Source organism: Rhizobium sp. AC27/96, assembly GCF_001692325.1.
Lineage (GTDB): Bacteria > Pseudomonadota > Alphaproteobacteria > Rhizobiales > Rhizobiaceae > Rhizobium.
The window spans coordinates 154,102-180,349 of the sequence record NZ_LXKN01000066.1 but is presented as its reverse complement, the minus strand read 5'-3'; the positions used below and the strand labels follow the sequence as shown (position 1 = coordinate 180,349).

Here is a 26,248-nt window from a genome sequence, read left to right as displayed (position 1 = left end):
ACTGCTGCCTTGCGGAAATGGCTCAAGCCATAATGCCATAACGTCACGGCCGAGACGATCGGCCATGACGTGACGAGGGGTCCGGGTTACTTGAACATGCCCCGAAACTTGTCGACATTTTCCTTGGTGACGATGGTCACCGGCACGTTGATGATCGGATCGATCTTTTCGCCCTTCTTGACCTTGACCAGAGCCTCGACCGCAGCCTTGCCCTCGCCGGCCGGATCCTGCTGGATTACCGCGGTGACCCAGCCCTGATCGATGCCTTCGACCGCCTGCTTGGTGAGATCCCAGCCGAATACCTTGACGCTGCCGGTCTTACCCTGGCTGGTCACGGCGGCGACGGCGCCGAGCAATGCCGGTTCGCCGGTTGCATAGAGCGTCGTCATGTCCGGATTGGCGGTAATGAGATTTTCGGCGGCGCTGAGCGCCACATCCTGGACGTTCTGGCCATCGACCGTATCGAGGAAAGTGACCTTCTGCTCGCCGGCCTTCACGGCCGCCTTGAAGCCATCGAGACGCTGGTTCTGGATGAAGGAATTGAGCGCGCCGACGACGCCGATCTTGGCGCTGCCACTCAGCTTGTCCTTGACGTAGTCGGAATAAAACTTGCCGATCTCTCCACCGGCCTTGGTGTTGTCGACGCCGACGAAGGCGATATTGTCACCGTTCGGAATTTGCGCATCGATGGCGATGACCGGAATGCCGGCCTTCTTGGCGGCCGTAATTGCCGGCTTGACGCCATTGACGTCGATGGCGACCAGGATAATGCCATCGACCTTCTGGGTAATGTAGTTCTCGATCGCGTCATTCTGTGCGCTCGGAACGTTGTTGGCATTGAAGATGACGAGATCGACGCCAGCCTTCTTGGCCGCTTCCTTGGCACCGTCATTGATCTGGTTGAAGAACAGGGCCTGCTGGTTGATGGTGACGAGCGCCAGCGTATCGGCCATAGCCGACCTGGCATTGAACCCGAGGGCAACGGTTGCGACGACAGCGCAGCCGAAGACATAGTTTGTAAGACGCATGAAAGTTCCCCTTTTTTAATTGCAGGGGCATTATTCAAGTTACTTGAATTTCTGTCAAGTGACTTGAATTTTCAACTTTGCTCATTCAACACGCGCTAGAAAAACTTGCGGGCCATGCACTCAAAAGGTCGCTGGTGTATTGACCCAGAAGATGCTTGCTCTTTCGCTCCCGACATTGCGATACCAATGCGGAAGCTCGGAATTGAAGACGAAACTATCGCCGACCGCCAGTCGAAAGGTGCGCTCGCCGACCATCAGCTCGACTTCTCCGGCAAGCACATAACCCACCTCTTCGCCGATATGCTGGATAGGCCCGGCGCTTTGGCCACCCGCCTCGATGTGATGGATATTGCATTGGAGAAGATGGCCCGGCGAATAGGGAATGATCCGCTCCAGAGAGATACCTTCGCCCCTGCGCAACGGATCGAGCCCGATCAGCGGCCGGGTGCCCGAACGAAAGACGATGCCCTCCTCACCATCGGCCTCCTCGAACATCCAGCCTATATTCGTGCCCAGCGCCCCGACGAGCCTGTGGAGCATCGGAAGGGACGGAGAGGCTTTGCCATTTTCGATCTTGGACAGCAGGCTTTCGGAACAATCGGCGGCCAGGGACAGAGCCTTCAGCGTCAATCCTCGCGTCTGTCGGGCGAGCTTCAGCCGACCACCGAGGCGCGCCGGATTGGCAAGAATCCTGTCCTCGCCGTTGTCGCCGGATTTCCGTGGGGGCTCGATCATATTCATGGTTTCGATATCGCATTGATGGAGGGTGAAGCTTAGCGCCTCCCCATCCCCGATGTCTAGGCAGCGATCGGCACGTGCCCGGCAGCCGCTCAAGTTTGAGCGTTTGCGGCAAACAGGACCGGTCCGCAAAAGGGGGTTCGCCCCTCGTATTGGAACGCTTTTACGTCCGGCCCTGCATTTCCCGCAGGCCGCACCTGCAAGAGGCGGCGCTTTTGCTCGCCGATTGCGGCGAGAGATAGGCTGTCTATAAAGAATATTAAGCCGTCAGCGATTGCACGGGAGAATCGGCTATCCGACGCGAATGCGAATAATTGCTGGAAACAAGGGACTTCCACCCGGGAGGATTCCACAGGCTCGTCTCCTTATGGTGAGCTTGATCACGAACTCGCAGATCGCATCTCCAGCCAAAAAATCGATCCGCTGCGCTCCACGGCACATGTTGCATTAAATCAACAGTCGGCTTTTCCGTCCTCGAAGGCGACCAGCATGAATTTACAAACAATCTGAATGTATATACCTTTGCATTCAAGATCATGTTTAGCTTGCGATCTGGTGGGGTTATTTCAGTTGCAAGCTGACGAGGTCTTTTAGGGGTGGGGACGATACAGACGGTCAATTGCTGATGCATTGCCTGGCTTGCCTTACGTTCAAAAGAGGCGTGTCCAGGATCACGTATTATACCCGCTCCTTGGGATATGAGGTCAATCAAAACCAGGAGTTTATAATGAACATCAAGAGCCTTCTTCTCGGCTCCGCTGCTGCGCTGGCAGCAGTTTCCGGTGCTCACGCGGCTGACGCCATCGTTGCTGCAGAGCCGGAGCCGCTGGAATACGTTCGCATTTGCGACGCCTACGGCGCAGGCTACTTCTTCATTCCGGGCACTGAAACCTGCCTCAAGATCGGCGGCATGGTCCGTACCGAAGGCAAGTGGTACGACGCCTACAACGCAAACAGCAGAAACGGCACGCTGTGGCACACCCGCGCTCAGCTGGCCCTCGACACCGCGACCGACACCGAATACGGCCCGCTGAAGACCAATACGGTTATCCGTTGGGATTGGCAGGAAGGCAACAGCACCAGCACCAAGCTGCTCTGGGCCAACATCAGCCTCGGTGGCTTCCTCGTCGGTAAGGCTGACTCCCAGTACAACTACTACATGGGCTATGCCGGCGACGTCATCAACGACGACGTGATCTATGACGGTCCGTACGAGCTCAACCAGCTGACCTACAACTATGACGCCGGCAACGGCTTCACGGCTGTGATCTCGCTCGAAGACAGCAACTCCAGCGGCTCGGGCGCTGCTTACGGCGCAAGCTGGGCAACGGACGACAAGGCCAACCACTACGCTCCCGACGTTGTCGCCGGTGCTGGCTTCAAGTCCGGCGCATGGGGCTTCAAGATCGTTGGCGGTTACGACTCGATCAAGTCGGAAGGCGCTATCAAGGCTCGTGTCGACGCTGACTTCGGTGTCTTCTCGGCCTTCTTGATGGGCGGCTGGAACACCGACGGCGACAACCTGAACAAGTACGCAGGCACCAACCTGGCCCGCTCTTCTTGCCCGGTTGACGATGCATCGAAGTGCGGCTGGGGTGACTGGGCAGTTTGGGGCGGCGTTGGCGTTCCGATCAACGAAAAGCTGAAGTGGAACCTGCAGCTCGCCTACACCGACTCCAAGATCTTCGCCGCTACGACGAACGTCAAGTGGAACCCGGTCAAGAACCTGCTCATCGAGCCGGAACTGTCCTACACCAACTTCGATTCTGTGAACCAGGATCAGTGGGCCGGTATCCTGCGCTTCCAGCGCAGCTTCTAATAACAGTTATCTGGTCTACCTGGGACCGGATATGAGAAGCCCGATGTACCGATCCATCGGGCTTCTCACAACGATCGGTTGACCTCCGATCAAAGACGGAAGGATCCGGTTTCCCTCCGGATCCTTCTGAGTTCAGGACAATCAATTTCAAGACCTGCAGCCCTCACCGCTGGCAACCGCGGAACATGCTCCCAAACCGCGATGGGATCATCGGGCACTAAGCTTCTAAGCAAAATTTTATTCATAATACTCAATAGCTTGCCGCATTTTCGGATGAGCGGCGGCGCCATATTTCCGGCCTATTCCTACCAGAACATTTCGCTATGGATTTGCTCCGGCATCGGCAGCGGATCAGGCCGGACTGCGTGAGATTATCAATGATCGATAGAGGCCGGCATCGAGCGCATATATGCCCGTTCGCAATTCCCGTTGACAATTGCTAAGACACACTTATTATTAGCGTGCTGAATTTGATTGACCTCCAATCCAGCAAAGAGCGGCCCAGTTATTTCCCTAGACTGGACCGCTTTTGCTTTTATGGAATACCGCCGATCGCTGCCCGAGCCTCGTCCATCCCGGCAATATCAGCCTCTCAACCCATATCATGCTTGCTGCCCGACTTGCCTCAGCCGACGGCAGAACCTGCCCGGCTGCGCTCCATCCGTGCCTCAACTGGGGTACGAGCGCTGCGAAATGAAACGATGATAGCAATAGGCCGCGCCGACGATCAAAATCGTTCCGGCGAGCATGGGCGTGACCAGAAACGGCCAGGATGCGCCGGCCGCGATCACAACGATCGGATCGGCGCCGGCCGGCGGATGCAGCGTCTCGGTTGCCTGCATGGCCGCAATCGCAAGGCCGACGGCGAGCGCAAACGACAGGGGATGCGCACCCAACAACGCAAACACCGCGACGCCGATGAAGGCCGAGATGAGGTGACCGCCGATGACGTTCTTCGGCTGCGCGAGCGGGCTCTGAGGCAAGGCGAAGACCAAAACGCAGCTCGCGCCGAATGGCGCCACCAGCAGGAGTACGCCGAGGGTCGCGCTGAGCTGCGACAGAATATAGATCACCAGAAAGCCGCCGAAGCCCGACACCAGTGCTGCGCGCACGCGGCGACCAATGCGCATGCCCAAGCTCGGTTCCGAAAGACTGTTGATTTCTGTCATGTGTCGTCTCGATTGTTCGCAGGCGGAATGAGGGAGCGTGGCGCAAGCCTCCACGCTCCCTGGCCTTGTCAGCTGCGCTTGAACTTGGCGGCCTCTTCGGAGCCACCGGTCGCATTGCCGGCGCTATAGGAATGCGCGCCCGTTCCGGCGAGCTTGCCGCCATCGACGATCAGATATTCATCGCGGATCGGACGGCCCTCGAAGAAGCATTCGAGGATTTCCCGCGTGCCGGCGGCATAGCGAGTCTGGGCCGAAAGCGAGGTGCCGGAAATATGCGGCGTCATGCCATGATGCGGCATGGTGCGCCATGGATGATCCTTCGGTGCCGGCTGCGGGAACCAGACGTCACCGGCATAGCCGGCAAGCTGGCCTCTCTCGAGAGCCCGGGCGATCGCATCGCGGTCGCACAGCTTGCCGCGCGCCGTGTTGACGAGATAGGCGCCGCGCTTGAAGCGCTTCAGCGTCTCGTCGTTGATCATGTGCTCGGTCTCGGGATGAAGCGGGCAATTGAGCGTGACGACGTCGCAGACTTCGTACATCTCCTCGCGCGTGGCATGCCACGTCAGGCCCAGTTCCTTCTCGACCGCCTCGGGCAGGCGATGACGATCGGTATAATGCAGGTGCATGTCGAAGGGCTTCAGCCGCTTCAGCACCGCAAGACCGATACGGCCGGCGGCGACCGTGCCGACATGCATGCCTTCGACGTCATAGGACCGCGCGACGCAATCGGCGATGTTCCAACCGCCCTTCACCACCCATTGATAGGACGGGATATAGTTGCGCACGAGGCCGAGGATCATCATGACGACATGTTCGGCCACGCTGATCGAATTGCAGTAGGTGACTTCGGCAACCGTGACGCCGCGGTCGATGGCGGCCTGCAGATCGACATGGTCGGAACCGATGCCGGCGGTTAGAGCCAGTCTCAGGTTCTTCGCCTTGGCGATGCGCTCGGCCGTCAGATAGGCCGGCCAGAAGGGCTGCGAGATGACGACATCCGCGTCGACGATCTCCCGTTCCAGAACGGAATCCGGGCCATCCTTGTCTGAGGTGACAACGAAAGTGTGGCCGTTCTCTTCGAGGTATTTGCGCAAGCCCAGCTCGCCGGAGACGCTGCCGAGCAGGGTGCCGGGCTTGAAGTCGGTGGCCTTCGGCGTCGGCAGGGTCTGGCCGCCGGGATAGTGTTCGATTTTCGGCAGATCATCGCGGGCGTAGGATTTGGGATAACCGTCGATAGGATCGTCGTAAAGAACGCAAACTACTTTTGCCATATTCGTTTCCTCAGCTGCGACAGCAGGAAACACCCCGGAAACGCGTGAGCGCACGCGCCGGTCCCAGATATCGGTTCTGTCAGAAATTGGCCGCCATCAGCTTGCGCTTTTGAGGGTCAGTCGCCGGTGTTTCCTAAAGCCGTGTTCCGTGCAATCGGAACCTCGTTTCAACAAGGCGATGTTTTCACGCCGAGGAGTCGCCGGCAAATGAAAGGTTTTTACCGCGCGATAGACGATATCGATGGTGGCGGCGGCACGGCAGCATGCCGTTCGAAATCGGTATCGAAATCCGCGCCCTGCAAGGCCCTTGCCAATGCCTTGGTCATGGGCGATTGCGGCGACCGGTTCGAAATGACCAATCCCAGTGCTTGGCGGTGATGCGGTTCGATCAGTTCGATGGAAACGAGATCGGTCTTGTCGCCGAGAATATAGAAGAAAGTATGCGGCACGATGCTGCACCACAGGCCGTTGCGGATATGTGCGCAGACAGCCAGGAAGGAATTGCTGACGACGGAGGGCTTCAGCGTCAGTCCCGCGGATGCGGCAATGCCGTTGAGGATACGCCTGTTCTGCATATCCTCGCTCAAGAGGCACAGCGATTGCGAGACGGCCTCTGCCCACGGAAGCGTTCGACGCTTTGCCAAGGGATGGTCGGCACGGCAAACGAAGACATATCGTTCGTGATAAAGCGGCAGCCGCTGCACATTCTCCAGCGGCTCATTCTCCAGATAGGTCAGGCCGCCATCGAGCTCGAACGTATCGAGCCCGTGCTGGATGGCGCGGGAGGTCATCGACTTGATCTCGATGGTCGCATCGGGATTCTCCAGGCTGAAGCGCTCGGACAGAAACGAGACAGCCGCCATCGCCGCAGGCACGACGCCCAATCTCAGCGTGCCGGACAGGCCTTTCTTGGAGCCGGCGATATCCTTCTGCAGGCTGTCGTAGTCGGACAGAATCTGCCGTCCCCATTCCAGAACGCGCTCCCCATCAGGCGTCAGGCCGATATAGCGATTTCCACGCGCGATAAGGGTGACGCGAAGGTCGTCTTCGAGCTTGCGGATGGCCGCCGACAGGGTTGGCTGCGTGATGTGACAGACCTCGGCGGCCCTGGCGAAATGTTTTTCCTCCGCCAGAGTCACGAAGAACGAAAGATGTCTGATCAGCACCGGTAGCTCCCATCCATGTAGCGTTATATCTCATGAAATATAACGCTACATGGATCAAGCCTTTTCCTTAGCCGAGTTCACATGCCGGCAAGCGCCGAAAAGCCGCCCCGCTCTGCTGCGAGGCGCAGGCGGGCGCATGGCGGATCGGCAAGGCCCGGTGTGGAAAGTCCATCCAACAGGGCGACGACCTCGGCAAGGCCACGTGCTTCCGCATAATGCATTGGCCCGCCGCGCCAGCGCGGGAAACCATAGCCATGGATCTTCACAAGATCGATATCGGCTGCGCGAACGGCAACACCCTCATCCAGAATACGCGCCGCCTCGTTGACCATCGGCAGAATGATCGCATCGGCGATCGAAGCCTCGTCCCATGCCAGCTGCGCCTGGCCGTGCGCTTCTTCGGCAATGATCGCTGCCACGGCGTCGGACAGCTGCGGCGCGCGGTCACCCGGCCGATAGTCGTACCAACCGCCGCCAGACTTCTGCCCGAAGCGCTCGATGGCGCAGAGCCGGTCGCCCACTGGCGCGAAAGATACTTCGCCACGCTCGCGGGCGGCCTTGCGCTGGAAGCCGGCGATGTCGAGACCGCCGAGATCCTGCGCCTCGAACGGGCCCATCGGCAGGCCGAAAGCGCGCATGGCGGCATCAACGGCCGAGGGCTTGGCGCCTGAGAGCAGCAGCCGCTCGGACTGTGCACGCGTGACCTTCAGGATGCGATTGCCAATGAAGCCGTCACAGATACCGGCGCGAACCGGGATCTTGCCGAGCAGACGGGCAAGCGCAAAGCCGGTCGCCAGCACCTCAGGCGCCGTCGTCTCCGTCGGCACGATCTCCAGAAGCTTCATGATATGAGCGGGACTGAAGAAATGCAGGCCGAGAAAGCGCTCGGGGTTCGACAGGCCCTGGCTGATCTGATCGGGATCGAGATAGGACGTGTTCGTGGTGAGCACCGCATCCGGACGGCAGACCTCCGATAGTTTTGCGAAGACCGCGCGCTTGATCGAGAGATCTTCAAAGACTGCCTCGACAACAAGATCAGTATCTGCAAGCGAACCGTAGTCGTCAATGCCGATAACACCGGCTATGCGTTCGGCCGCAACCTCGGGCGTGATACGACCGCGTTTTGCAGACGCTTCGAAGATCGACCGGACATTGGCAAGCCCGCGCTCGACGACGGTCCCATCGCGCTCGACGAGGACCACCGGCAGACCAGCATCCCTGAGCGCCGCGGCGATGCCGGCGCCCATGGTGCCACCACCGATAACCGCGGCGGAACGAATATCGCGCGGAGCCACACTGGCGAGTTCCGGTGGTCGGGGTGCGGCCCGCTCGGCAAAGAAGACATGACGCAGCGCGGCCGCTTGAGCGGAACCGCGCAGCTCCAGGAACGTCTCGCCCTCAAAGGCCATTGCCGTCGCGAAGTCCGCCTCGCTCGCCATCCGGACGGACGCGGTCGCTCGGACAGGTGCGATCTCACGCTTTGCGCTGCCTGCGACGACTTTTTCCATGTCGTCCCAGAAACCATCCTCGACCGCTGCAACACTGCGGTCGGAGATCCGCTGTGGTCTGGGCTTACCGACCGCTTCCTCGGCAAAGGCTATGGTGGCTTGCCGCAGATCGCCGTCGACAACCAGATCCACAAGACCGAGTGCTGTCGCCTTGCGGGCATCGATGGGATTACCGCTCGTTATCAGCTCGACTGCCGCCGGGGCACCGATCAGGCGCGGCAGGCGAACCGTGCCGCCGGCGCCGGGAATGAGTCCGAGCTTCACCTCGGGCAGACCGAGGTTGGCGGAGCGAACCGCCACACGATAGGCGCAGCCGAGCGCCACCTCGAGGCCACCACCAAGCGCACTGCCATGGATCGCCGCGACCCAGGGCTTGCCCGCACCCTCGATCCTCGCAACGACATCAGGCAGATGCGGAGGCTCCGGCGGCTTGCCGAATTCGCTAACGTCCGCCCCGGCAATGAAGGTACGGCCGGCACAAAGAAGGACGACCAGCTTGACCGCCTCATCTGCGTCCAGCGTCGCGACCGCCTCGATCAAGGCCTGGCGCAGCGCTTTCGAGAGCGCGTTGACGGGCGGATTGTCGATAGTGACGACGGCGATTGCGCCCTCGCGTGCGATGGTGACGGTCATGATCTTACATTCCCAGATAGGCTGCGCGGATGCGTTCGTCCGCGATCAGTTCGGCGGCGGGGTCGGAGAGCGTGATGTGCGCCGTCTCCATGACATTGCCCCGGTCGGCAACAGAAAGCGCAACGAGGATGCACTACGCTCTCACGCCGCCACAGGCCGGCGCCACATCACCACGCGAAACCGGTTTGCAACAAAGGCCGCATCCGTCAGGCTGGCATTGCCTGCCGGGTTTGCACCGGTCACGTGGAAATCACTGAAGGCGGCGCTCTGGTTCACATAGATGCCGCCGGTCAGATTGACCGAAAGATTGACGCCCGCCGCAGCGAAGCGATCGGCCGCAGCCAGAATGCGCGCCTCGTCGGTCTCGTAGAGAGCCGCCGTGATCGCGCCCTTCCGCTCGGCAAGTCTAGCCGCCCGCTCAACGCCATCAGCCGCATCATCGACCGCGACGACGAAGGCGACGGGGCCGAAGCGTTCCTCCGCATAGGCAGCCTCATCGGCAGCATCGACGGAAAGGATCAACGGGGTTGCTGTGCGTGCATCGCCCAAACCTTCGATCGGCGCGGTGTCGCGCACGACGCGGCCAAGCGAGCGAGCCTCGGCAATGCGGGCAAGTGTCGCCGCGTTGGGGATCGCGCCGCAGACGCCCGCCGCGCGTGCCGGATCGGACAGCAAGCCGTTTACGGCCGCAGCAATGCCGACCGCAACCTCGTCGAAACTCTTATGGCCCTCCTCGGTCTCGATACCGTCGCGCGGCACGAAAATATCCTGCGGCGCGGTGCACATCTGGCCGCTATAGAGCGATAGCGAGAAGGCGATGTTGCTGCACATGCCGGCAAAATTATCGGTGGCGCCGATGACGATCGAGTTGACGCCGGCCTCCTCCGTGTAGACATCGGCGTTGCCGGCATTGTTTCGGACCCATGCGCCGAAGCTGTTGGAACCGGTGTAGTCGACAATCGCGATGGCCGGATGCTGCACGAGGTCTTTCGTGATCTCCGAACCGGGCGCGTCTGCGGCAAGCAGCACAATGTCGGCACTGAAGCCTTCCTCCACCAGCACCTGCCTGATGATTTCGACGGTGATGGCGAGCGGCAGGATGGCAGCCGGATGCGGCTTGACGATGATGGTGTTGCCGGTCGCAAGGCTGGCGAAGAGCCCGGGATAGCTGTTCCAGGTGGGGAACGTATTGCAGCCGATGACAAGGGCAATGCCGCGTGGCATGATCCGCCAATGCTTTTCCATCGTGATCGGCTCGCCCTTGCCCTGCGGCTTCGTCCAGATCGCCTCCTCAGGCGTACGGCTCATCTCGGCATAGGCATAGGCGACGGCTTCGAGCCCACGATCCTGCGCATGCGGACCACCGGCCTGAAAGGCCATGGCGAAGGACTGGCCAGTCGTATGCATGACGGCATTCGCCATCTCGAAGCTGCGAGCATTGAGACGGGCGAGGATTTCAAGGCAGACACCGACACGGGTGTCGATCGATGCCGAAGCCCATTGCCGGGCAACCGCCTGCGAAGCGGAAACCAGCGCTTCGACGGTTGCGGCAGGATAGGTGATGCCGAGGGTTGGTCCGTAAGGCGAAACTTCCGCACCGACCGCGCTCGTAGCAGGATGATCGGCGATGCGAAACGGCTTTCCGAGCCGCGCCTTATATGCAGCAAGGCCATCGTCCTTGGCGGTCTCGCCATAAAGCTTACCGCTCGGAATTTCGGGATAGGCAGACCAGTAGTCACGCTTCGCAGCCGCATCCAGTGCAGCCTGCAGTGTCGGGCGATGGCGCTCGAAAAGTGTGGTCATTCCTGGCTCCTCCCATGCAATGTCTTTATCATTGACTGACCGGTCGGTTTATGCAAGAACTTTTTTATGGTCGCCGCTGGGAAAGGCGACAGGGAGGAAATATGTCCGATTCCGACACTATCTTGTCGGCGCTTGCTGACGGCGTTCTGAGCCTCACCCTCAACCGCCCAGACAAGCTCAATGCCTTCAATGAAGAGATGCATCTTGCGCTGCGCGCCGGCTTCGAGCGCGCCCACACGGATGCCGCTGTACGTGCGGTCCTGCTGACAGGAGCCGGCCGCGGCTTCTGCGCCGGTCAGGACCTTGGCGACCGCGATCCCAGTAAGGGAACGCCCGACCTCGGCCACACGATCGAAACCTTTTACAATCCGCTGCTGCGCCTTATCCGCAGCCTGGACAAACCGGTAATCTGCGCAGTCAATGGCGTTGCTGCCGGTGCCGGCGCAAACATCGCCTTTGCCTGCGACATCACTCTCGCCGCACGCTCGGCCCGCTTCATCCAGGCCTTCGCCAAGATCGGTCTTGTGCCGGATTCCGGCGGCACCTGGAGCCTGCCGCGACTGATCGGCGAAGCGCGGGCCAAGGCGCTGGCGCTGACCGCCGAGCCGCTCGGCGCCGAGACCGCCGCGGACTGGGGCCTGATATGGCGTGCCGTCGACGATGACAAGCTGCTGGAGGAAGCGACCGCACTTGCCGTCAGGCTTGCTGCCGGACCGACCAAGGGTCTCGGCATGACGAAGCGCGCCATCCAGGCGGCGGCGACCAACTCGCTCGACGAACAGCTCGATCTCGAGCGCGACCTGCAGCGCGAGGCCGGCCATAGCGCCGACTATGCTGAAGGCGTCACCGCCTTCCTCGAAAAGCGCAAGCCGGAGTTCAAGGGTCGATGAGCGTCACAGCCAACCTTTCCCCGCAGGCGCTTGCAGAAGCCTGCGCAAAAGCCATGTGGGAAGACGACAACGCCAGTCGACACCTCGGCATGGAGCTTCTTTCCGTGTCGCCCGGCGAGGCGGCGATTTCAATGACCGTAACCGAGACGATGACGAACGGCCATGGCACCTGCCACGGCGGCTATATCTTCGCACTCGCCGACTCAGCCTTCGCCTTTGCCTGCAACAGCTACAACCAGCGCACCGTCGCCCAGCATTGTTCGGTGACCTACATCGCCCCGGCTTTCAAGGGCAATCGGCTGATAGCGACGGCACGGGAAGTCTCTCGGCGCGGGCGCGGCGGCATCTACGACATCGCGATCACCAATCAGGAAGGCGAGCAGATCGCCGAATTCCGCGGCCATTCGCGAACGGTCAAGGGCACCCTTCTGCCCGACTAGGTTTCACACAACCAGCATTTCGCATTCTTGGAGGAGATATTCATGGAAAACCTTTCACCGCGCGCCGGCGAACTTGAAGCGATCGAGACAGCCTCTCGCGACGAGATGTCCGCGCTGCAGCTTGAGCGCATGAAATGGTCGCTCAACCACGCCTATGAGAATTCGGCTTTCTACCGCCAGCGTTTCGATGAAGTGGGCGTACATCCCTCCGACCTGAAAACCCTGGCGGACCTCGCCAAATTCCCCTTCACGTCAAAGAAAGACCTTCGCGACACCTATCCGTTCGGCATGTTCGCCGTGCCACGCGAAAAGCTTGCCCGTATCCACGCCTCCTCCGGCACGACAGGCAAGCCGACCGTCGTCGGCTATACAGCCGGGGATATCGACACCTGGTCGATCGTCGTTGCCCGCTCGATCCGCGCGGCCGGCGGCCGCGCCGGCGATCTCGTGCATGTCGCCTATGGCTACGGGTTGTTCACCGGCGGCCTTGGAGCGCATTACGGCGCCGAAAAGCTCGGCTGCACTGTCGTACCGATTTCAGGCGGCATGACCGAGCGCCAGGTGACACTGATGCAGGATTTCAAGCCGCGCATTATTATGGTCACGCCTTCCTATATGCTCTCGATTCTCGACGAATTCCGCCGCCAGGGTATCGACCCGCGAGAGAGCTCGCTTGCTGTCGGCATTTTCGGCGCCGAGCCCTGGACCAATGCCATGCGCGAGGAGATCGAACATTCCTTCGACATGCACGCCGTCGACATCTATGGCCTGTCGGAAGTGATGGGCCCGGGTGTTGCCAGCGAATGCGTCGAGACCAAGGACGGGCTGCATATCTGGGAAGACCACTTCTATCCTGAAATCATCGATCCGGTCACCGGCGAAGTCGTTCCGGATGGTGAACTCGGCGAGTTGGTCTTTACCACGCTGACCAAGGAAGGCCTGCCGATCATCCGCTACCGCACGCGAGACCTGACGCGGCTTCTGCCGGGCACGGCACGCGCCATGCGCCGCATGGAGAAGGTGACCGGCCGCTCCGACGACATGATGATCCTGCGCGGGGTCAACGTCTTTCCGACGCAGATCGAAGAGCAGATCCTGAAATGTCGTGGTCTTGCCCCGCACTTCCAGATCGAGTTGACGCGCTCCGGCCGCATGGACAACATGACGGTTCATGTGGAATCCACGCTGGAGGCAGCCGACGAGATGGCGCGGACGGGTTCGGCAAAGGAACTCACCCATCACATCAAGAGTGTGGTCGGCGTGACGACCAAGATCACCGTGCACCCGCCAGGCAGCGTGGCGCGCTCTGAAGGTAAGGCGAAACGCGTCGTCGACAACCGCCCCAAGGAATGATTGGCTTTGGGCGCCGGGATAGCCTGGCAACCATTTGACGGTATATAGGAAGGGTTGGTCGCTCCCCCAGCGGCCAGACCATAGTTAGCCGGGCAAACCAGAGTTCGCCGGGAATAAGCAGAGCAGGATTACATGGCACGCACACGCGCAGTTGATTTCGAAGAGAAGCAGCGTGGGATTCTGACGAACGCGGCAGCGGTGTTCGCCGAAATGGGCATGGAGAAGGCTTCCATGTCGATGATCGCCTCGCATAGCAATGTCTCAAAGGCGCTGCTCTATCACTACTATCCGGGCCGTGACGCCCTAATCTTCGACATCATCCACACCCACCTGACGGAGCTTGAAAGCGCCGTCGAAGCTGCCGATCGCACCGACGTGACGCCGCAGGAGCGCTTGCGTCTTCTCGTCAAGGCCGTGCTGAAGAACTACGAAGGCGCCGACAACGAGCATCAGGTGCAGCTCAATGGTACCCACGCCCTATCGGAAGAGCAGCTTTCCGAGTTGCGGACCATCGAAAGAAGGCTCGTCAAGCGCTTCTCCAGCGTCATACAGGAGATCAATCCGGACCTGAACAAGGACAAGCCGTTATTGACGCCCGTCACCATGTCGCTCTTCGGCATGATGAACTGGGTCTACATGTGGTTCCGTCCGAACGGGCCGATCACCCGCGACGACTATGCCGATATCGCGACGACGCTCATCCTCGAAGGCGTCAAGGCCGTCCGCTGACGCAACTGCTCAATCGCCGAGTTTCAGCCTTTCGAGAATGAGGGGATCGTAATCCGGCGCGCGGATGCGCCGCCGATCGGGCTCGGGCGCCGTCAACGGCGCAACCGCCACCAGCTTGTCTTTCGCTTCGAGCGCAAGGCGCTGATAGATGGCGGTGCCCTGGCGTTTCCAGGCAATCTCCTCTGGCGTGAGTTCGCGCACCACCCGCGCCGGCGCACCGACTGCAAGGCTATTGGCCGGAATCTGCGCACCAGCCTTGACGAAGGCCATCGCCGCCACAATCGAATTCTCGCCGATGACGGCCTCGTCCATGATGACGGCGTTCATGCCGACCATGGCGTTTGTTCCGATCCGGCAGCCATGCAGCACCGCGCCGTGGCCGATATGCCCCTCTTCCCCAACAATGACCTCAAGGTTGGGGAAGCTATGTACGACGCAGGTCTCCTGCACGTTCGAACCGCGCTCGAGCACGATGCGGCCGAAGTCGCCGCGCAGCACGGCACCCGGCCCGACATAACACGCAGGGCCGATGATCACGTCGCCGATGACGATGGCGGCCGGATGCACGAAGGCATTGGGATCAATCACCGGGATGACGCCGTCATAGGCGTAGATCTGCGCCATCTAGTCGTCTCCCGATCTCTCGACGTCGCGGCCTGTGGCGGCCACAGATTCCAGTCGCTCCGCAAATTCGCGGCGGAGGGTCCGGCGAAGCCGCGCTGCCTTGTGACGACGGATATCGACAGCGGTTACCGGCACCAGTTCGGGCACACGAACCGGACGACCGGCATCATCGACGGCGACCATGGTGAAATAACAGGAATTGGTGTGACGCCGAGTGCCGGAACGAATATCCTCCGCCTCGACCCGGATACCCACTTCCATGGAGCTGCGCCCGGTATCGTTGATAGAGGCGCGGAAGGTGACCAGCTCGCCGACGTTGATCGGCTCCTTGAAGAGAACCTGGTCGACTGACAGCGTCACCGCATATTGCTTGGAATAGCGGGACGCACAGGAAAAGGCGACGCGATCGAGCAAGTTCAGAAGAGCGCCGCCATGAACCTTGCCGCTGAAATTCGCCATGTCAGGCGTCATCAGCACGGTCATTTCCAGGCGATGCGGGTCTTGCTCGATTGTCGTCATGCTTTCACTCTCTCGTTTTCGCCACCATCGTCAGAACATCATACTGCGCGACAGCGGCCCCTAGCTGATTGGTCACCTTGCAATCCCAACGCACCTCGCCATGGTCGGCATTGGCGCGCGGATTGATCTCCTTGCAGGTCAACTGCACCTGGAGCGTATCACCCGGATTGACCGGTGTCAGGAAGCGCAGATTGTCGACGCCGTAATTTGCGAGGACCGGGCCGGGTGCCGGATCGACGAAGAGGCCGGCTGCGAAGGAGACGATGAGATAGCCGTGGGCGACGCGGCCATCGAAGAACGGATTGGCCTTGGCGGCTTCCTCATCCATATGGGCATAGAACGTATCGCCGGTGAAATTGGCGAAGTGCTCGATGTCGTCGAGCGTGACGGTGCGGGTCGCCGTGACAAGCTGGTCGCCGATCTTCAGCTCGGCGAGCGATTTGCGAAACGGATGCTCACCGCCGCTGCGGGCTTCGGCACCCTCGACCCAGCGCCCCGTAACGGCGGAAAGCAGACTCGGCGCACCCTGGATTGCAGTTCGCTGCATGTAGTGCTTGACGCCGCGAATGCCGCCCAATTCCTCGCCGCCGCCGGCGCGGCCGGGACCGCCGTGGACAAGGCCCGGCAATGGTGAACCATGGCCGGTCGAGCTTTTGGCGCTGACCCGGTTGCCGATCATTACGCGGCCATGGAATGGCGCAAGACCAAGAACCACCTCCTCGGCAAACGAGGGATCATTGGTGAAGACGGAAGCCACAAGGCTGCCCTTGCCGCGGCGGGCGAGATCGATAGCCTCTTCCGCCGTATCATAGGGCATGACCGTGCTGACCGGACCGAAGGCCTCAACATCGTGCACCGCACGAGCAGAACCTGGCTTGTCGCAATAGAGCAGGACCGGATTGAGGAACGCGCCGGCACTTGCATCACCGGACATGACGTTCGGATTATCGGGATCGCCGCCGACGATCTCGGCATCAACAGCGAGTTCACGAATACGAGCTCGCACTTCCTCGCGCTGATCGAGGCTCGCGAGAGGACCCATCCGGGTCGCTTCGTCAGCCGGGTTGCCGATTGCCGTCTTTCCGAGGCGGGCGCGCAGGCTTTCGATGAGGGCGTCGCTATAGGCACGGGGCGCGATGACGCGGCGGATGGCCGTGCATTTCTGACCGGCTTTGACCGTCATCTCACGCGCGACTTCCTTGACGAAAAGATCGAATTCCTCCGTGCCCGGCGCAGCATCCAGGCCGAGCACGGCCGCATTCAGACTGTCGGCCTCCATGGTAAAACGGACTGAATTGGCGACAATCGCCTTGTGCGTCTTCAGGCGCTGGCCGGTTGAGGCGGAGCCGGTAAAGGTCACAGCATCCTCGCCCTCGACATGATCAAGCAGGTCGCCGACCGAACCACAGATGAGCTGCAATGCGCCTTCCGGGAGCAGGCCGGTGTCAATGATGCGGCGGACCATGAGTTCGGTAAGATAAGCCGTCTGGCTGGCCGGTTTGACAATGGCAGGAACACCGGCAAGCAATGTCGGAGCCAGCTTCTCCAGCATGCCCCAGCAGGGAAAGTTGAAGGCGTTGATATGAACGGCGACGCCTTGCAGGGGGCTGAGGATATGCTGGGCGGAAAAGCTGCCGTCCTTGGACAGCTGCTCGACATCGCCATCGAGCAGCACGCGGGCATTCGGCAATTCGCGCCGGCCCTTGGATGCGTAGGAAAGCAGGGTACCGATCCCGCCTTCGATATCCACCCAGCCATCGGCGCGCGTCGCCCCGGTCGCGGTTGAGAGTGCGTAGAATTCTTCCTTTTTCTCGAGCAGCGCCTGGCCGATTGCCTTCAGCATGGCGGCACGTTCGTGGAACGACATGCGCCGCAGCGCAGCGCCACCCTTGTCGCGGCCATAAGCAAGCGCCTGCTTGAAATCGATGCCCGAGGAATCGATGAACGCGACCGGAATGCCAGTCGAGGCATCAAGCAGCGGCACGCCCTCCTTGGCGCCGCCGACCCACGTGCCGCCGACATAGCTTTCGAGCCGGCGTGGGCTGTGTGCCATGATATTCATCCGTATTTCCTTCCGTCAGTTCAATCGAAGTGCAGAGAGCTGCGCATCGACATCCGCCTGCCATTCGGCAAGCAAGGTCTCGTTGGGCGTGTGCCGCAATCCGAAACGCGACAGCGTCTCGAAGCGAGCCGAGCCGGAATGGCCGAAGCTTGCGGCAACGCGGGGATACCAGTAGGTGACCGAGGCATGCGCCCTGACCCGGCCTTCATCATCGGCGACGATACGGGCGAGGCCGGCCGCGCCCAGCTCCGCATGCCGCCTTTCGCGCGGCAGAATGGTGCGGAAGACTTCGGCAAGCGGCTGGTAGGAAACGCGTGACTGCTCTTTGAGCTGCACGACGCTGGCGCTGCCCATCAGCACGTTCATGACCACCGCGTCCACCCAGCCCTCAAGCGGATAATGGAAGACTGAGAGCCGCATGTCGCCGCCCTGCCTGACGGCACCGATATCCGCCTCGCGCGCAAGCCGCTCCGCCCAGGGGTGATGCACGGCATAGCGGGCGCCATCCACACCGAACGTCTCCATGATCTTCAGCACCAGGCCTGCATGGTCTGCCTTCTCAAGCACGATACGGGCGGCAGAAATGCGCTCCTGAATGCCGGGGGCGTCGTTGATCGTATCTGCAAAGCCGGCAGAGCCCGCAAGCTCGCTGTCGACGAAACTCGCCATCAGACGAAGCAATTCGCCACGGTAGCGCGGGGGCACGTTGTCAGGCGAGGACAACACCCCGCCCTCTTCCAGATATTGCTCGATCGGCATCGTATCGGACATGCTGTCCTCCCTTCGAGGCGGCGCAAACTTTACTGATCGTAGCTGACGACGATACGGTCGGTGAGCGGGTAGCACTGGCAGGTCAGCACATAGCCCTGCCGCACCTCGTAATCCTCAAGGGCGTGATTGACCTCCATCTCGACCTCGCCTTCGAGAACCTTGGCGCGGCAGGTGGAACAGACACCGGCCTTGCAGGCGTAAGGTGCATCCATCGCGTTCTGAAGGGCGGCGTCGAGCAGGCATTGACCATGCTTGGGGAACTTGAAGGTGCGCGTCGCTCCATCGAGCGTAACGGTTGCCTCGCAGGTCGCGCCGTGATCGGCACTCGCTGTTGTTTCCACCTTTCGGCGGGCACGGCCCGGCTGGGAGGAGGCAAAGAGCTCGAACTTGATCTGCTCGTCGCGAAGCCCGTGCTCGCGCAAGGCCGCGGCGATCGCCAGCATCATCGGTTCGGGTCCGCAAATGAAAGCGGTGGCGACCGAGGTTACATCGATCCAGCCCTTGAAGAGCGCCGCGCATTTCTCGCCGTCGACCCGGCCTGTGAAGAGATCGATGTCCTGCGCCTCGCTCTCCAGAACGTGGATTACGGAGAGACGGCCGAGATAGAGGCTCTTCAGATCGTCCAGTTCCTCGCGGAACATGATCGAGCTGATCTGCCTGTTGGCATACACAAGCGTGAAGTAGGAGCGCGGTTCGCGCGCAAGCACCGTCTTGATGATTGAGAGAACAGGCGTGATGCCGCTGCCGCCGGCAAAGCCGAGATAGTGCTTTCCCAAATCCGGCTCGATCGGCGCGAAGAAGGCGCCCATCGGCGGCATGGCTTCCAGCGTGTCGCCGGCCTTCAGGTTTTCGTTGACCCAGGTCGAGAAGCAGCCGCCGTCGACACGCTTGATGCCGACCTTCAGCACGCCCTCATCCTTGCCGGCGCAGATCGAATAGGAGCGGCGCAGCTCCTCGTCCTCGAACTGGCGGCGGAAGGTCAGGTACTGGCCCTGGGTGAAATCGAAGACGGCGCGGTCCTCTTCGGACGGCTGCAGCGTGACGACGACCGCATCACGCGTCTCGCGGCGCACATCGGTAACGGTCAGGGGATGAAAACGTGCCATGTGTGGCCCTCTTCCTATGGGTCAGATGCACTTGAAATAGTCGAACGGTTCCAGACAGTCGGTGCAGCGGTAGCTCGCCTTGCAGGGCGTCGAGCCAAACTGGCTGATCTTTTCCGTGTTCGCCGATCCGCAGCGCGGACAGGCAATCGTCAGGTTCGAACGGCCGGAAAGCCGGTCGATGCGTTTCATGAGCACGCCGTCAGCGGCCGTGCCGTCGATCGGCGGTGCAATCCCGTAAGCGCGCAGCTTCTCGCGCCCCTCGACGCTGATCCAGTCCGTGGTCCAGGCAGGCGATAGCTGACGTTGCAGCCGCACTTTGCCGAGGCCCTTCTCGGCCAGCGCCCGCTCGATATCGAGGTTTATGATCGTAGTGGCAGGACAGCCCGAATAGGTCGGCGTCACCGTCACTACAAGCGTATCATCCTGCCAGCCGACATCGCGGATGATGCCGAGATCGGTCAGCGAAATCACAGGGATCTCCGGGTCGGGCACCTCCGAGAGCCAGTGCCAGACCTCGTCGACGGAGGGATGGAGCGCTGTCGTCATCGCCGCCTCCTACCAGGCAGCGCCCGGATAGGCGCGCTGCAGGAACTGCATCTCGGTCAGAATGAAACCGAGATGCTCGGTGTGAACACCACGGCGGCCGCCCTTGTGCATGTAACCGTCCGCGGGCTTCTTCAACGTGGCTTCGGCAAGCGTCTCGCCGACGATCTCGTCCCAGCCTGCCTTCAGGCTTTGCGGCTCGGGAATGATACCGGCTTCGGCAAGCCTTGTATCGACCGTATCGCCAACGAACATCTCGCCGGTATAGGGCCAGAGATCATCAAGCGCTTCCTGCATGCGGCGATGGCTCTCGGGCGTGCCGTCGCCAAGCCGAATGACCAGATCGCGGCTGCGGTCGAGATGATAGGAGACTTCCTTGAAAGCCTTTTCGGCTATCTCGGCGATGCGTTTTTCGGTCGAGCCCTTCAATGCCTTCAGGAGCAGATAGTGCCAGGCATCGTAGAGAAACTGGCGCATCAGCGTCTTGCCGAAATCGCCGTTCGGGCGTTCGACCATCAGGATGTTGCGAAACTCGAAACCGTCTCGCAGATAGGCAAGATCATCCGCCGAGCGGCCCTTGCCCTCCACCTCGCCCGCAAGCCCGAGCCATAGCTGCGTCTGGCCGATGAGATCGAGCGCCGTATTGGCAAGGGCGATGTCTTCTTCCAGCGCCGGCGCATGGCCACACCATTCGGAGACGCGATGGCCGAGGATCAGCGCGTTATCGCCGATGCGAACCAGGAATTCGAAGAGAGCGGCCTGATCCACCGCCGGTTCAAGCGTCACCGTCGTCATCACATGTGCCCCACTTCATCCGGAATGTCGAAGAAGGTCGGATGACGATAGACCTTGGAATTGGACGGGTCGAAGAGCGGGCCCTTTTCGGACGGCGCGCTTGCGGTGATGTCCGAGGACTTCACCACCCAGATGCTGACGCCCTCGTTGCGGCGCGTATAGACATCGCGGGCATTGTTGACCGCCATCTCCGCGTCCGGCGCATGCAGGCTGCCGACGTGGCGATGGTTGAGGCCATGCTGACCACGGATGAAGACTTCCCAAAGCGGCCATTCACTGGACATGTTTCTCACTCCCTAAAGCGTCCTGCTTGCCTTACTCGGCAGCGATCTTTGCGGCGGCGCGGCGGTCGGCGGCCTTTTCCGCGTGGGCGGTCAAACCGTCCCGGAACCATTCGCCATCGCTCCATGCCTTTTTGCGAGCATTGAGGCGTTCGGCGTTGCAGGGACCGTTGCCGGCGATGACATTGAAGAACTCTTCCCAGTCCGGCTCGCCGAAATCGTAACCGCCCTTATCCTCGTTCCATTTGAGGTCGGGATCGGGCACGGTCAGCCCGAGATATTCGGCCTGCGGCACGGTCTGGTCGACGAATTTCTGACGCAGCTCGTCATTGGAATTCTGCTTGATCTTCCAGGCCATCGACTGGGCGGAATGCACCGATGCATCATCCGAGGGGCCGAACATCATCAGCGACGGCCACCACCAGCGATTCAGTGCATCCTGCACCATGGCTTTCTGTGCCGGAGTGCCCTTCGCCATCCGCATCAAGGCATCGAAGCCCTGGCGCTGATGGAAGCTTTCCTCCTTGCAGATGCGGATCATGGCCCGGGAATAAGGACCATACGAACAACGCTGCAGCGGCACCTGGTTCATGATCGCCGCACCGTCGACCAGCCAGCCGATGGCGCCGATATCGGCCCAAGTCAGCGTCGGATAGTTGAAGATCGAGGAATATTTGGCCTTGCCGGAATGCAGTTGCTCATACATCTCATCGCGGCTGATGCCGAGGGTCTCGGCAGCACAATAGAGATAGAGACCGTGGCCGGCTTCGTCCTGCACCTTGGCAAGCAGGATCGCCTTGCGCTCCAGCGTCGGCGCGCGTGTGATCCAGTTGCCTTCCGGCAACTGGCCGACGATTTCGGAATGGGCGTGCTGGCTGATCTGGCGCACCAGCGTCTTGCGATAGCCCTCCGGCATCCATTCCTTCGGTTCGATCTTCTGACCAGCATCAACGCGCTGCTGGAAGGCGCGCTCCTCTGGTTCCATCTCGTCGAGGGAGCGGATGCGGGCGCTGTCGGTTTTCACCATCTGTGCATACATGGTCATTCCTCCGTCTTCGCGCGTCCAACGCGCTCGAGAATGAGCAAGCCTTGCGGTCGTAATGAAACGCATCAGCGGAGCTGATCGTTCACCACATCCGGATTATAGGCCTGTTTCACGCTCTCCTCCACGAAACATCGATCCGACGGCAAACAAATTAATCGACCGAACGGTCACTGTATTAGCATGCCATATGTCACAGTTCAAATGAATTTTCCGTATTTTCTGTGACATTTGAAATCACATAGAGACGCCACAAGGCGAACGCTTCGCTATGTTCCTGAGAGGATTGATCTTTTAGCGCGACTTGAGGTGATCGAGCCGGCGTTGACTTGCCGGGGTAGCCTCTTGGAGCTTGCCCGCCTCGTCGACAAAATGACGGCCGACGTAACCATCGGCCTTCTTCGACAGTTTCAAATAGAGATCGGCGAATAATCGCCGGGCATCTTCGCCGGGCCAATTGGCCGGCAAGGCGGATCTCGGAAGATGCGGTTCCCGCAGCATGATCAGGCGATATTGGTGGACCAGAAGCAGCCGCGCGATCAGGCAATCAAACGGCGGGAGGCTTGAGGCGCTTTCGATCCGCTGCGAGAAGGCGCCGAAACGGCTGATGAATTCGTTGTAAGCAGCTGCGAAGCGCTGCAAATCCCACGAGCCCTCGGCAAACTCCTTGAACGCCGCATTCTCGGTCATAAGTTGAGCGTCGAAAATGATGACCCGATCAGGCAGCGGCGGCGCAGGGTGCGTTCCGACAGCCATGCGCGGACTCAGCCTGGCAAAGCCGTCCCGTTCAAGACCTTGCATGATCTCGTCCGGCGCGGGACCATTGATCAGCACGAACTGCCATTTGACTGTCGGCTCGGGCCCATAGAGCAAGGCGGCGGCCTTGGCGAACTCCGTCTGCGCAGCGTCTGCCAGCCGATAATAACTGCGGCGCCCCGCTCGCTCGCCGACGAGCCGCCCGGCATTGACCAGACGCGACACTGCAGTTCGCAGCAGCGTTTCGGTAATGCCCACGCTCCGGCACGTCTCGATGAGGTTTCCGATCCAGACAGTGCCGCCGCGCGGCTCGATGACATCGCCGTAGATGGTGACGATGAAGCCGGCTGCCTTGATCGGCAGGTCAATCAGCAGCGCCGCGACCGCCTCATTCAATTCATGCCCGGACTTAACGTTATCTGCCGACAATCCAACCATACTCCCGATCTGTGATCGTTGGGGTTTATTAGCGCGAGACGCTTGCAATGTTCAAGCTGATGCCCGGCCAAGGCGAATGAGGAGCACTAGCGCGTCGCGTTCGTCGGCAATGCCGTGGTGTATTTGACGCATTTGAGTGAGAAGTGCGACGACGAGCTCAACACAGCCTCATGGGTCAGGATGCCGCGCATCAAAAGCCCCTCATATTCCCTGACATCGGCGACGACAGCACGGATGAGGTAATCCCACTCCCCGGACATGGAATAGCATTCGAGGACTTCGCGATAGCTGGCGATGAACTGCTCGAAGTCGCGGCGCGTCGCGGGATCGTGGGTCTTCATCTTGACCTGGCAAAAGACATTCAAGCCCTTTCCGATCTTGTCGGGATCGACAAGCCGAACCGTCCTGCCCAGTACACCTTCGCTCTCCAGCGCCTTTATCCGTCGCCAGCATGAGGCGGGCGATGCGCCGACCTTCTCTGCCAGCGCCGCCTGGCTGATATCGCCCTGCTCCTGCAGCACGCGAAGTATGGCTCTGTCGACGTGATCGAGGTCGAAATTTTCCATTCAAAAACCCGCCGATTGTGAACTGAACCTTTCAAATACTAGGTTAGCAGCCATGAGATTGAAAGGAATAATGCGGCCATGCTGAATTAGAATCATGCAACCAGATGCAGGAGGAGCAAATGGACCAGCTGGCTGCAAGAAAGCATGAGCGCAACGCACCCGACGACCGTATCGACTGGCGCAAGATAGCCCGTCTCGTCCATCTCTCCAGAGCCCTCGATGAGCTGGAAGAGAAGCGCCTCGTTCCGGAAAAGAAGGTTCTCTATCAGTTTTCAGCGCGCGGCCATGACATGGCGCAAGTGCTTCTCGGCACGCAACTGACCGGCCGGCACGATGCCACCTGCGGCTACTATCGCTCGCGGCCGCTTCTCCTCTCTCTCGGTGTCGATCCGGTTGACGCCCTCGGCTCGGCCATGGGCCGCGCCGGCGGCTATTCCGACGGCCGGGACATCGGCGTTGTCTTTAATTATCCCAACCTGTCGGGCGCTTCGGCCCTGCCCATGTGTGGCGGCGTTGGCGCGCAGTACACGCCGACAGCCGGCTGGGCGCAGGCCATGAAATACCACGCCGATACTCTTGGGCGAAAAGAATACGCAACGGATATCGGCGTCGTCCTCGGCGGTGACGGTTCCGTCGCATCCAACGGCTTTTGGGCAGCACTGACAGTTGCGACGACACAAGAGCTGCCGATGTTGTTCTATATCGAGGACAATGGCTTTGGCATTTCGGTTCCCTCGACGGTTCAGACGCCCGGCGGCAATATCGCGGCAAACCTCGCCAGCTGGAAGAACCTTGCAATATTCGATGGTGACGGCTGCGACCCCGCCGAAGCGGCGCGTCTGGTACAGGACGCGGTCTCTTTCGTCCGCGAAGAGCGCAAGCCCGCGCTTCTGAGGCTGACGGTTCCGCGCCTGCAAGGGCACAGCTTCCAGGATACCCAGACCTACAAGAGCGAGGAAACCGTCCGGCGCGAATGGGAGCGCGATCCGCTGCCGCGCCTGAAGGAATTTCTCGTTCCCGCCGTCATGACGGTCGAAGAATGGGAAGCCTCTGAGAATGCCGCGCGTGAATTGGCCGAAAGGGCAAGGGAGGCCGCCGAGGCTAGGCCAGCCGCCGATCCCGCGTCCGTGACCCGTCATGTGTTTTTCGATGGTGAGATGCAGACGATGGGCGGCCAGCATCCCGGCGGATATGCCTCACCGGCCACATCGCAGGAACCCGATACATCCGGCCCGCGCATCAACATGGTCACCGCCATCCGCCGGACGCTCGACCATGAGATGGCGATCAATGAGCGGGTTGTCATGTTTGGCGAGGACATCGGCCCCAAAGGCGGCGTTCATGCCGTGACCCTCGGGCTGCAGGAAAAATTCGGCAAAGAGCGAGTCTTCGACACCTCCTTGTCCGAGGAAGGAATTATCGGGCGCGCGGTGGGCATGGCGCTGGCCGGGCTGGTTCCTGTTCCAGAAATCCAGTTCCGGAAATATGCGGAGCCGGCGACCGAACAGCTCAACGACTGTGGCACCATCCGCTGGCGGACCAACAACCGGTTTGCAGCTCCGGTCGTCGTGCGCATGCCCGGCGGTTTCTTCAAATGCGGCGATCCGTGGCATAGTCAGACCAATGAAGTGGCTTTCGTGCACCAGCCAGGCTGGAAGGTTGCAGTCCCTTCGAATGCGGAGGATGCCGTCGGCCTTCTGCGCACATCAATCCGTGGCAATGACCCGGTCATCTTCTTCGAACACAGGGCCATGCTCGATCATGCATGGGCGCGCCGCGCCTATCCCGGCGATAACTTCGCCTTGCCATTCGGTGAGGCAAAGCTGACGCGTACCGGCACCGACATCACCATCGTCACCTGGGGCGCGATGGTTCAGCGCTGCGAAGAGGCGGCCGAGGGCATCTCCGCCGATGTCATCGACCTTCGCACGCTGATGCCGTGGGATCGGGAGGCCGTTCTCGCCTCAGTCGCCAAAACCCACCGCTGCCTTATCGTCCATGAAGATCTCGAGACCGGCGGTTTCGGCGCCGAAATTGCGGCCGTGGTCGCGGACAAGGCATTCATGGATCTCGACGCACCAGTCTCGCGCCTGACCATGCCGGATATTCCAAGCGCGCATAATCCCATCCTTCTCGATTGGGCCGTGCCGTCGACGGAACGGATCGCCAAGCGGATCGCCGAATTGCTGGAGTTTTAA

Annotated in this window: 24 protein-coding genes; 6 read left to right on the top strand and 18 right to left on the bottom strand. The window is 60.8% G+C overall.

What is annotated here, in order from left to right; all coding sequences use genetic code 11:
• Positions 1-86 precede the first annotated feature (86 nt).
• Together A6U86_RS30120 and A6U86_RS30115 are read right to left on the bottom strand one after the other, a co-directional pair.
• The gene (locus A6U86_RS30120) at positions 87-1,028 is read right to left on the bottom strand and encodes a substrate-binding domain-containing protein (protein ID WP_068399354.1); all 942 of its coding nucleotides are present in this window, start codon (positions 1,026-1,028) and stop codon (positions 87-89) included.
• Between the two features lie 120 nt (positions 1,029-1,148).
• On the bottom strand, positions 1,149-1,763 hold the full coding sequence (locus A6U86_RS30115; protein WP_234906354.1) for a cupin domain-containing protein: 615 nt from the start codon (positions 1,761-1,763) through the stop codon (positions 1,149-1,151).
• Positions 1,764-2,493: 730 nt separating this feature from the next.
• Between A6U86_RS30115 and A6U86_RS30110 the strand changes: the two genes are divergently transcribed.
• A complete protein-coding gene (locus A6U86_RS30110; RefSeq protein ID WP_068399348.1) occupies positions 2,494-3,585 on the top strand; it encodes a porin in 1,092 nt (363 codons plus the stop codon).
• 668 nt (positions 3,586-4,253) lie between these two features.
• Here the strand turns inward: A6U86_RS30110 and A6U86_RS30105 are convergent.
• The 5 genes from A6U86_RS30105 to paaN form a co-directional block, all read right to left on the bottom strand.
• Positions 4,254-4,754 carry an HPP family protein gene (locus tag A6U86_RS30105; protein WP_068399345.1) on the bottom strand — a complete coding sequence of 167 codons (501 nt, stop codon included), beginning with the start codon at positions 4,752-4,754 and terminating at the stop codon, positions 4,254-4,256.
• A gap of 68 nt (positions 4,755-4,822) precedes the next feature.
• A complete protein-coding gene (locus A6U86_RS30100; RefSeq protein ID WP_068399672.1) occupies positions 4,823-6,025 on the bottom strand; it encodes an NAD-dependent formate dehydrogenase in 1,203 nt (400 codons plus the stop codon).
• A gap of 218 nt (positions 6,026-6,243) precedes the next feature.
• Positions 6,244-7,191 carry a LysR family transcriptional regulator gene (locus A6U86_RS30095; protein WP_068399342.1) on the bottom strand — a complete coding sequence of 316 codons (948 nt, stop codon included), beginning with the start codon at positions 7,189-7,191 and terminating at the stop codon, positions 6,244-6,246.
• 77 nt (positions 7,192-7,268) lie between these two features.
• Positions 7,269-9,332 carry a 3-hydroxyacyl-CoA dehydrogenase NAD-binding domain-containing protein gene (locus A6U86_RS30090; protein ID WP_068399339.1) on the bottom strand — a complete coding sequence of 688 codons (2,064 nt, stop codon included), beginning with the start codon at positions 9,330-9,332 and terminating at the stop codon, positions 7,269-7,271.
• A gap of 141 nt (positions 9,333-9,473) precedes the next feature.
• The gene (paaN, locus tag A6U86_RS30085) at positions 9,474-11,135 is read right to left on the bottom strand and encodes a phenylacetic acid degradation protein PaaN (RefSeq protein ID WP_068399337.1); all 1,662 of its coding nucleotides are present in this window, start codon (positions 11,133-11,135) and stop codon (positions 9,474-9,476) included.
• Positions 11,136-11,236: 101 nt separating this feature from the next.
• On the opposite strand from paaN, the gene paaG reads away from it, so the two are divergent.
• The 4 genes from paaG (at position 11,237) to A6U86_RS30065 (ending at position 14,547) form a co-directional block, all read left to right on the top strand.
• On the top strand, positions 11,237-12,025 hold the full coding sequence (gene paaG / locus A6U86_RS30080) for a 2-(1,2-epoxy-1,2-dihydrophenyl)acetyl-CoA isomerase PaaG (protein ID WP_068399669.1): 789 nt from the start codon (positions 11,237-11,239) through the stop codon (positions 12,023-12,025).
• On the top strand, positions 12,022-12,465 hold the full coding sequence (gene paaI, locus A6U86_RS30075; RefSeq protein WP_068399334.1) for a hydroxyphenylacetyl-CoA thioesterase PaaI: 444 nt from the start codon (positions 12,022-12,024) through the stop codon (positions 12,463-12,465). Before paaG ends, paaI begins: the two co-directional genes overlap by 4 nt.
• Positions 12,466-12,507: 42 nt before the next feature.
• Entirely contained in the window at positions 12,508-13,818 is a 1,311-nt protein-coding gene (gene paaK, locus A6U86_RS30070) for a phenylacetate--CoA ligase PaaK (protein WP_068399331.1), read from the top strand.
• Positions 13,819-13,950: 132 nt separating this feature from the next.
• Complete coding sequence (locus A6U86_RS30065) at positions 13,951-14,547, top strand: TetR/AcrR family transcriptional regulator (RefSeq protein ID WP_068399327.1); 597 nt, start codon at positions 13,951-13,953, stop codon at positions 14,545-14,547.
• 9 nt (positions 14,548-14,556) lie between these two features.
• On the opposite strand, the gene A6U86_RS30060 is transcribed toward A6U86_RS30065, so the two are convergent.
• The 11 genes from A6U86_RS30060 to A6U86_RS30010 all read right to left on the bottom strand — a co-directional run bounded on the left by A6U86_RS30060 (position 14,557) and on the right by A6U86_RS30010 (position 24,050).
• Positions 14,557-15,171, bottom strand: a complete 615-nt coding sequence (locus tag A6U86_RS30060; protein WP_068399324.1) for a transferase hexapeptide repeat family protein — start codon at positions 15,169-15,171, stop codon at positions 14,557-14,559.
• The gene (locus tag A6U86_RS30055) at positions 15,172-15,690 is read right to left on the bottom strand and encodes an acyl-CoA thioesterase (RefSeq protein WP_068399322.1); all 519 of its coding nucleotides are present in this window, start codon (positions 15,688-15,690) and stop codon (positions 15,172-15,174) included. It abuts the gene before it with no gap.
• Between the two features lie 4 nt (positions 15,691-15,694).
• On the bottom strand, positions 15,695-17,752 hold the full coding sequence (gene paaZ / locus A6U86_RS30050; RefSeq protein WP_068399319.1) for a phenylacetic acid degradation bifunctional protein PaaZ: 2,058 nt from the start codon (positions 17,750-17,752) through the stop codon (positions 15,695-15,697).
• Between the two features lie 15 nt (positions 17,753-17,767).
• On the bottom strand, positions 17,768-18,523 hold the full coding sequence (locus tag A6U86_RS30045) for a Phenylacetic acid catabolic protein (protein ID WP_068399316.1): 756 nt from the start codon (positions 18,521-18,523) through the stop codon (positions 17,768-17,770).
• A gap of 29 nt (positions 18,524-18,552) precedes the next feature.
• Positions 18,553-19,629: a 1,2-phenylacetyl-CoA epoxidase subunit PaaE gene (gene paaE / locus A6U86_RS30040; RefSeq protein ID WP_068399313.1), complete on the bottom strand. Its 1,077-nt coding sequence runs from the start codon at positions 19,627-19,629 to the stop codon at positions 18,553-18,555.
• A gap of 21 nt (positions 19,630-19,650) precedes the next feature.
• Positions 19,651-20,175 carry a 1,2-phenylacetyl-CoA epoxidase subunit PaaD gene (gene paaD, locus A6U86_RS30035; RefSeq protein ID WP_068399312.1) on the bottom strand — a complete coding sequence of 175 codons (525 nt, stop codon included), beginning with the start codon at positions 20,173-20,175 and terminating at the stop codon, positions 19,651-19,653.
• 9 nt (positions 20,176-20,184) lie between these two features.
• Complete coding sequence (gene paaC / locus A6U86_RS30030) at positions 20,185-20,967, bottom strand: 1,2-phenylacetyl-CoA epoxidase subunit PaaC (protein WP_068399311.1); 783 nt, start codon at positions 20,965-20,967, stop codon at positions 20,185-20,187.
• Positions 20,967-21,251 carry a 1,2-phenylacetyl-CoA epoxidase subunit PaaB gene (paaB, locus tag A6U86_RS30025; RefSeq protein WP_068399310.1) on the bottom strand — a complete coding sequence of 95 codons (285 nt, stop codon included), beginning with the start codon at positions 21,249-21,251 and terminating at the stop codon, positions 20,967-20,969. Before paaB ends, paaC begins: the two co-directional genes overlap by 1 nt.
• A 31-nt stretch (positions 21,252-21,282) precedes the next feature.
• Complete coding sequence (gene paaA, locus A6U86_RS30020; RefSeq protein WP_068399309.1) at positions 21,283-22,287, bottom strand: 1,2-phenylacetyl-CoA epoxidase subunit PaaA; 1,005 nt, start codon at positions 22,285-22,287, stop codon at positions 21,283-21,285.
• Between the two features lie 297 nt (positions 22,288-22,584).
• Positions 22,585-23,475 carry a PaaX family transcriptional regulator C-terminal domain-containing protein gene (locus A6U86_RS30015; RefSeq protein WP_068399667.1) on the bottom strand — a complete coding sequence of 297 codons (891 nt, stop codon included), beginning with the start codon at positions 23,473-23,475 and terminating at the stop codon, positions 22,585-22,587.
• Between the two features lie 95 nt (positions 23,476-23,570).
• A complete protein-coding gene (locus A6U86_RS30010; RefSeq protein ID WP_034482790.1) occupies positions 23,571-24,050 on the bottom strand; it encodes an Lrp/AsnC family transcriptional regulator in 480 nt (159 codons plus the stop codon).
• A gap of 119 nt (positions 24,051-24,169) precedes the next feature.
• On the opposite strand from A6U86_RS30010, the gene A6U86_RS30005 reads away from it, so the two are divergent.
• Positions 24,170-26,248 (top strand): transketolase C-terminal domain-containing protein, encoded by a 2,079-nt coding sequence (locus A6U86_RS30005; protein WP_068399664.1) that lies wholly within the window; start codon positions 24,170-24,172, stop codon positions 26,246-26,248.

What these genes read in the sequence shown, in the direction of transcription:
- A6U86_RS30100 (WP_068399672.1), bottom strand. Translation starts at nt 6,025, where the DNA reads ATGGCAAAAGTAGTTTGCGTTCTTTACGACGATCCTATCGACGGTTAT.
- paaB (WP_068399310.1), bottom strand. Translation starts at nt 21,251, where the DNA reads ATGTCCAGTGAATGGCCGCTTTGGGAAGTCTTCATCCGTGGTCAGCAT.
- paaI (WP_068399334.1), top strand. Translation starts at nt 12,022, where the DNA reads ATGAGCGTCACAGCCAACCTTTCCCCGCAGGCGCTTGCAGAAGCCTGC.
- paaE (WP_068399313.1), bottom strand. Translation starts at nt 19,629, where the DNA reads ATGGCACGTTTTCATCCCCTGACCGTTACCGATGTGCGCCGCGAGACG.
- A6U86_RS30090 (WP_068399339.1), bottom strand. Translation starts at nt 9,332, where the DNA reads ATGACCGTCACCATCGCACGCGAGGGCGCAATCGCCGTCGTCACTATC.
- paaA (WP_068399309.1), bottom strand. Translation starts at nt 22,287, where the DNA reads ATGTATGCACAGATGGTGAAAACCGACAGCGCCCGCATCCGCTCCCTC.
- A6U86_RS30115 (WP_234906354.1), bottom strand. Translation starts at nt 1,763, where the DNA reads ATGATCGAGCCCCCACGGAAATCCGGCGACAACGGCGAGGACAGGATT.
- paaC (WP_068399311.1), bottom strand. Translation starts at nt 20,967, where the DNA reads ATGACGACGGTGACGCTTGAACCGGCGGTGGATCAGGCCGCTCTCTTC.
- paaD (WP_068399312.1), bottom strand. Translation starts at nt 20,175, where the DNA reads ATGACGACAGCGCTCCATCCCTCCGTCGACGAGGTCTGGCACTGGCTC.
- paaN (WP_068399337.1), bottom strand. Translation starts at nt 11,135, where the DNA reads ATGACCACACTTTTCGAGCGCCATCGCCCGACACTGCAGGCTGCACTG.
- A6U86_RS30065 (WP_068399327.1), top strand. Translation starts at nt 13,951, where the DNA reads ATGGCACGCACACGCGCAGTTGATTTCGAAGAGAAGCAGCGTGGGATT.
- paaK (WP_068399331.1), top strand. Translation starts at nt 12,508, where the DNA reads ATGGAAAACCTTTCACCGCGCGCCGGCGAACTTGAAGCGATCGAGACA.
- A6U86_RS30120 (WP_068399354.1), bottom strand. Translation starts at nt 1,028, where the DNA reads ATGCGTCTTACAAACTATGTCTTCGGCTGCGCTGTCGTCGCAACCGTT.
- paaG (WP_068399669.1), top strand. Translation starts at nt 11,237, where the DNA reads ATGTCCGATTCCGACACTATCTTGTCGGCGCTTGCTGACGGCGTTCTG.
- A6U86_RS30055 (WP_068399322.1), bottom strand. Translation starts at nt 15,690, where the DNA reads ATGACGACAATCGAGCAAGACCCGCATCGCCTGGAAATGACCGTGCTG.
- A6U86_RS30060 (WP_068399324.1), bottom strand. Translation starts at nt 15,171, where the DNA reads ATGGCGCAGATCTACGCCTATGACGGCGTCATCCCGGTGATTGATCCC.
- A6U86_RS30045 (WP_068399316.1), bottom strand. Translation starts at nt 18,523, where the DNA reads ATGTCCGATACGATGCCGATCGAGCAATATCTGGAAGAGGGCGGGGTG.
- A6U86_RS30105 (WP_068399345.1), bottom strand. Translation starts at nt 4,754, where the DNA reads ATGACAGAAATCAACAGTCTTTCGGAACCGAGCTTGGGCATGCGCATT.
- A6U86_RS30010 (WP_034482790.1), bottom strand. Translation starts at nt 24,050, where the DNA reads ATGGAAAATTTCGACCTCGATCACGTCGACAGAGCCATACTTCGCGTG.
- A6U86_RS30110 (WP_068399348.1), top strand. Translation starts at nt 2,494, where the DNA reads ATGAACATCAAGAGCCTTCTTCTCGGCTCCGCTGCTGCGCTGGCAGCA.
- A6U86_RS30005 (WP_068399664.1), top strand. Translation starts at nt 24,170, where the DNA reads ATGGACCAGCTGGCTGCAAGAAAGCATGAGCGCAACGCACCCGACGAC.
- paaZ (WP_068399319.1), bottom strand. Translation starts at nt 17,752, where the DNA reads ATGAATATCATGGCACACAGCCCACGCCGGCTCGAAAGCTATGTCGGC.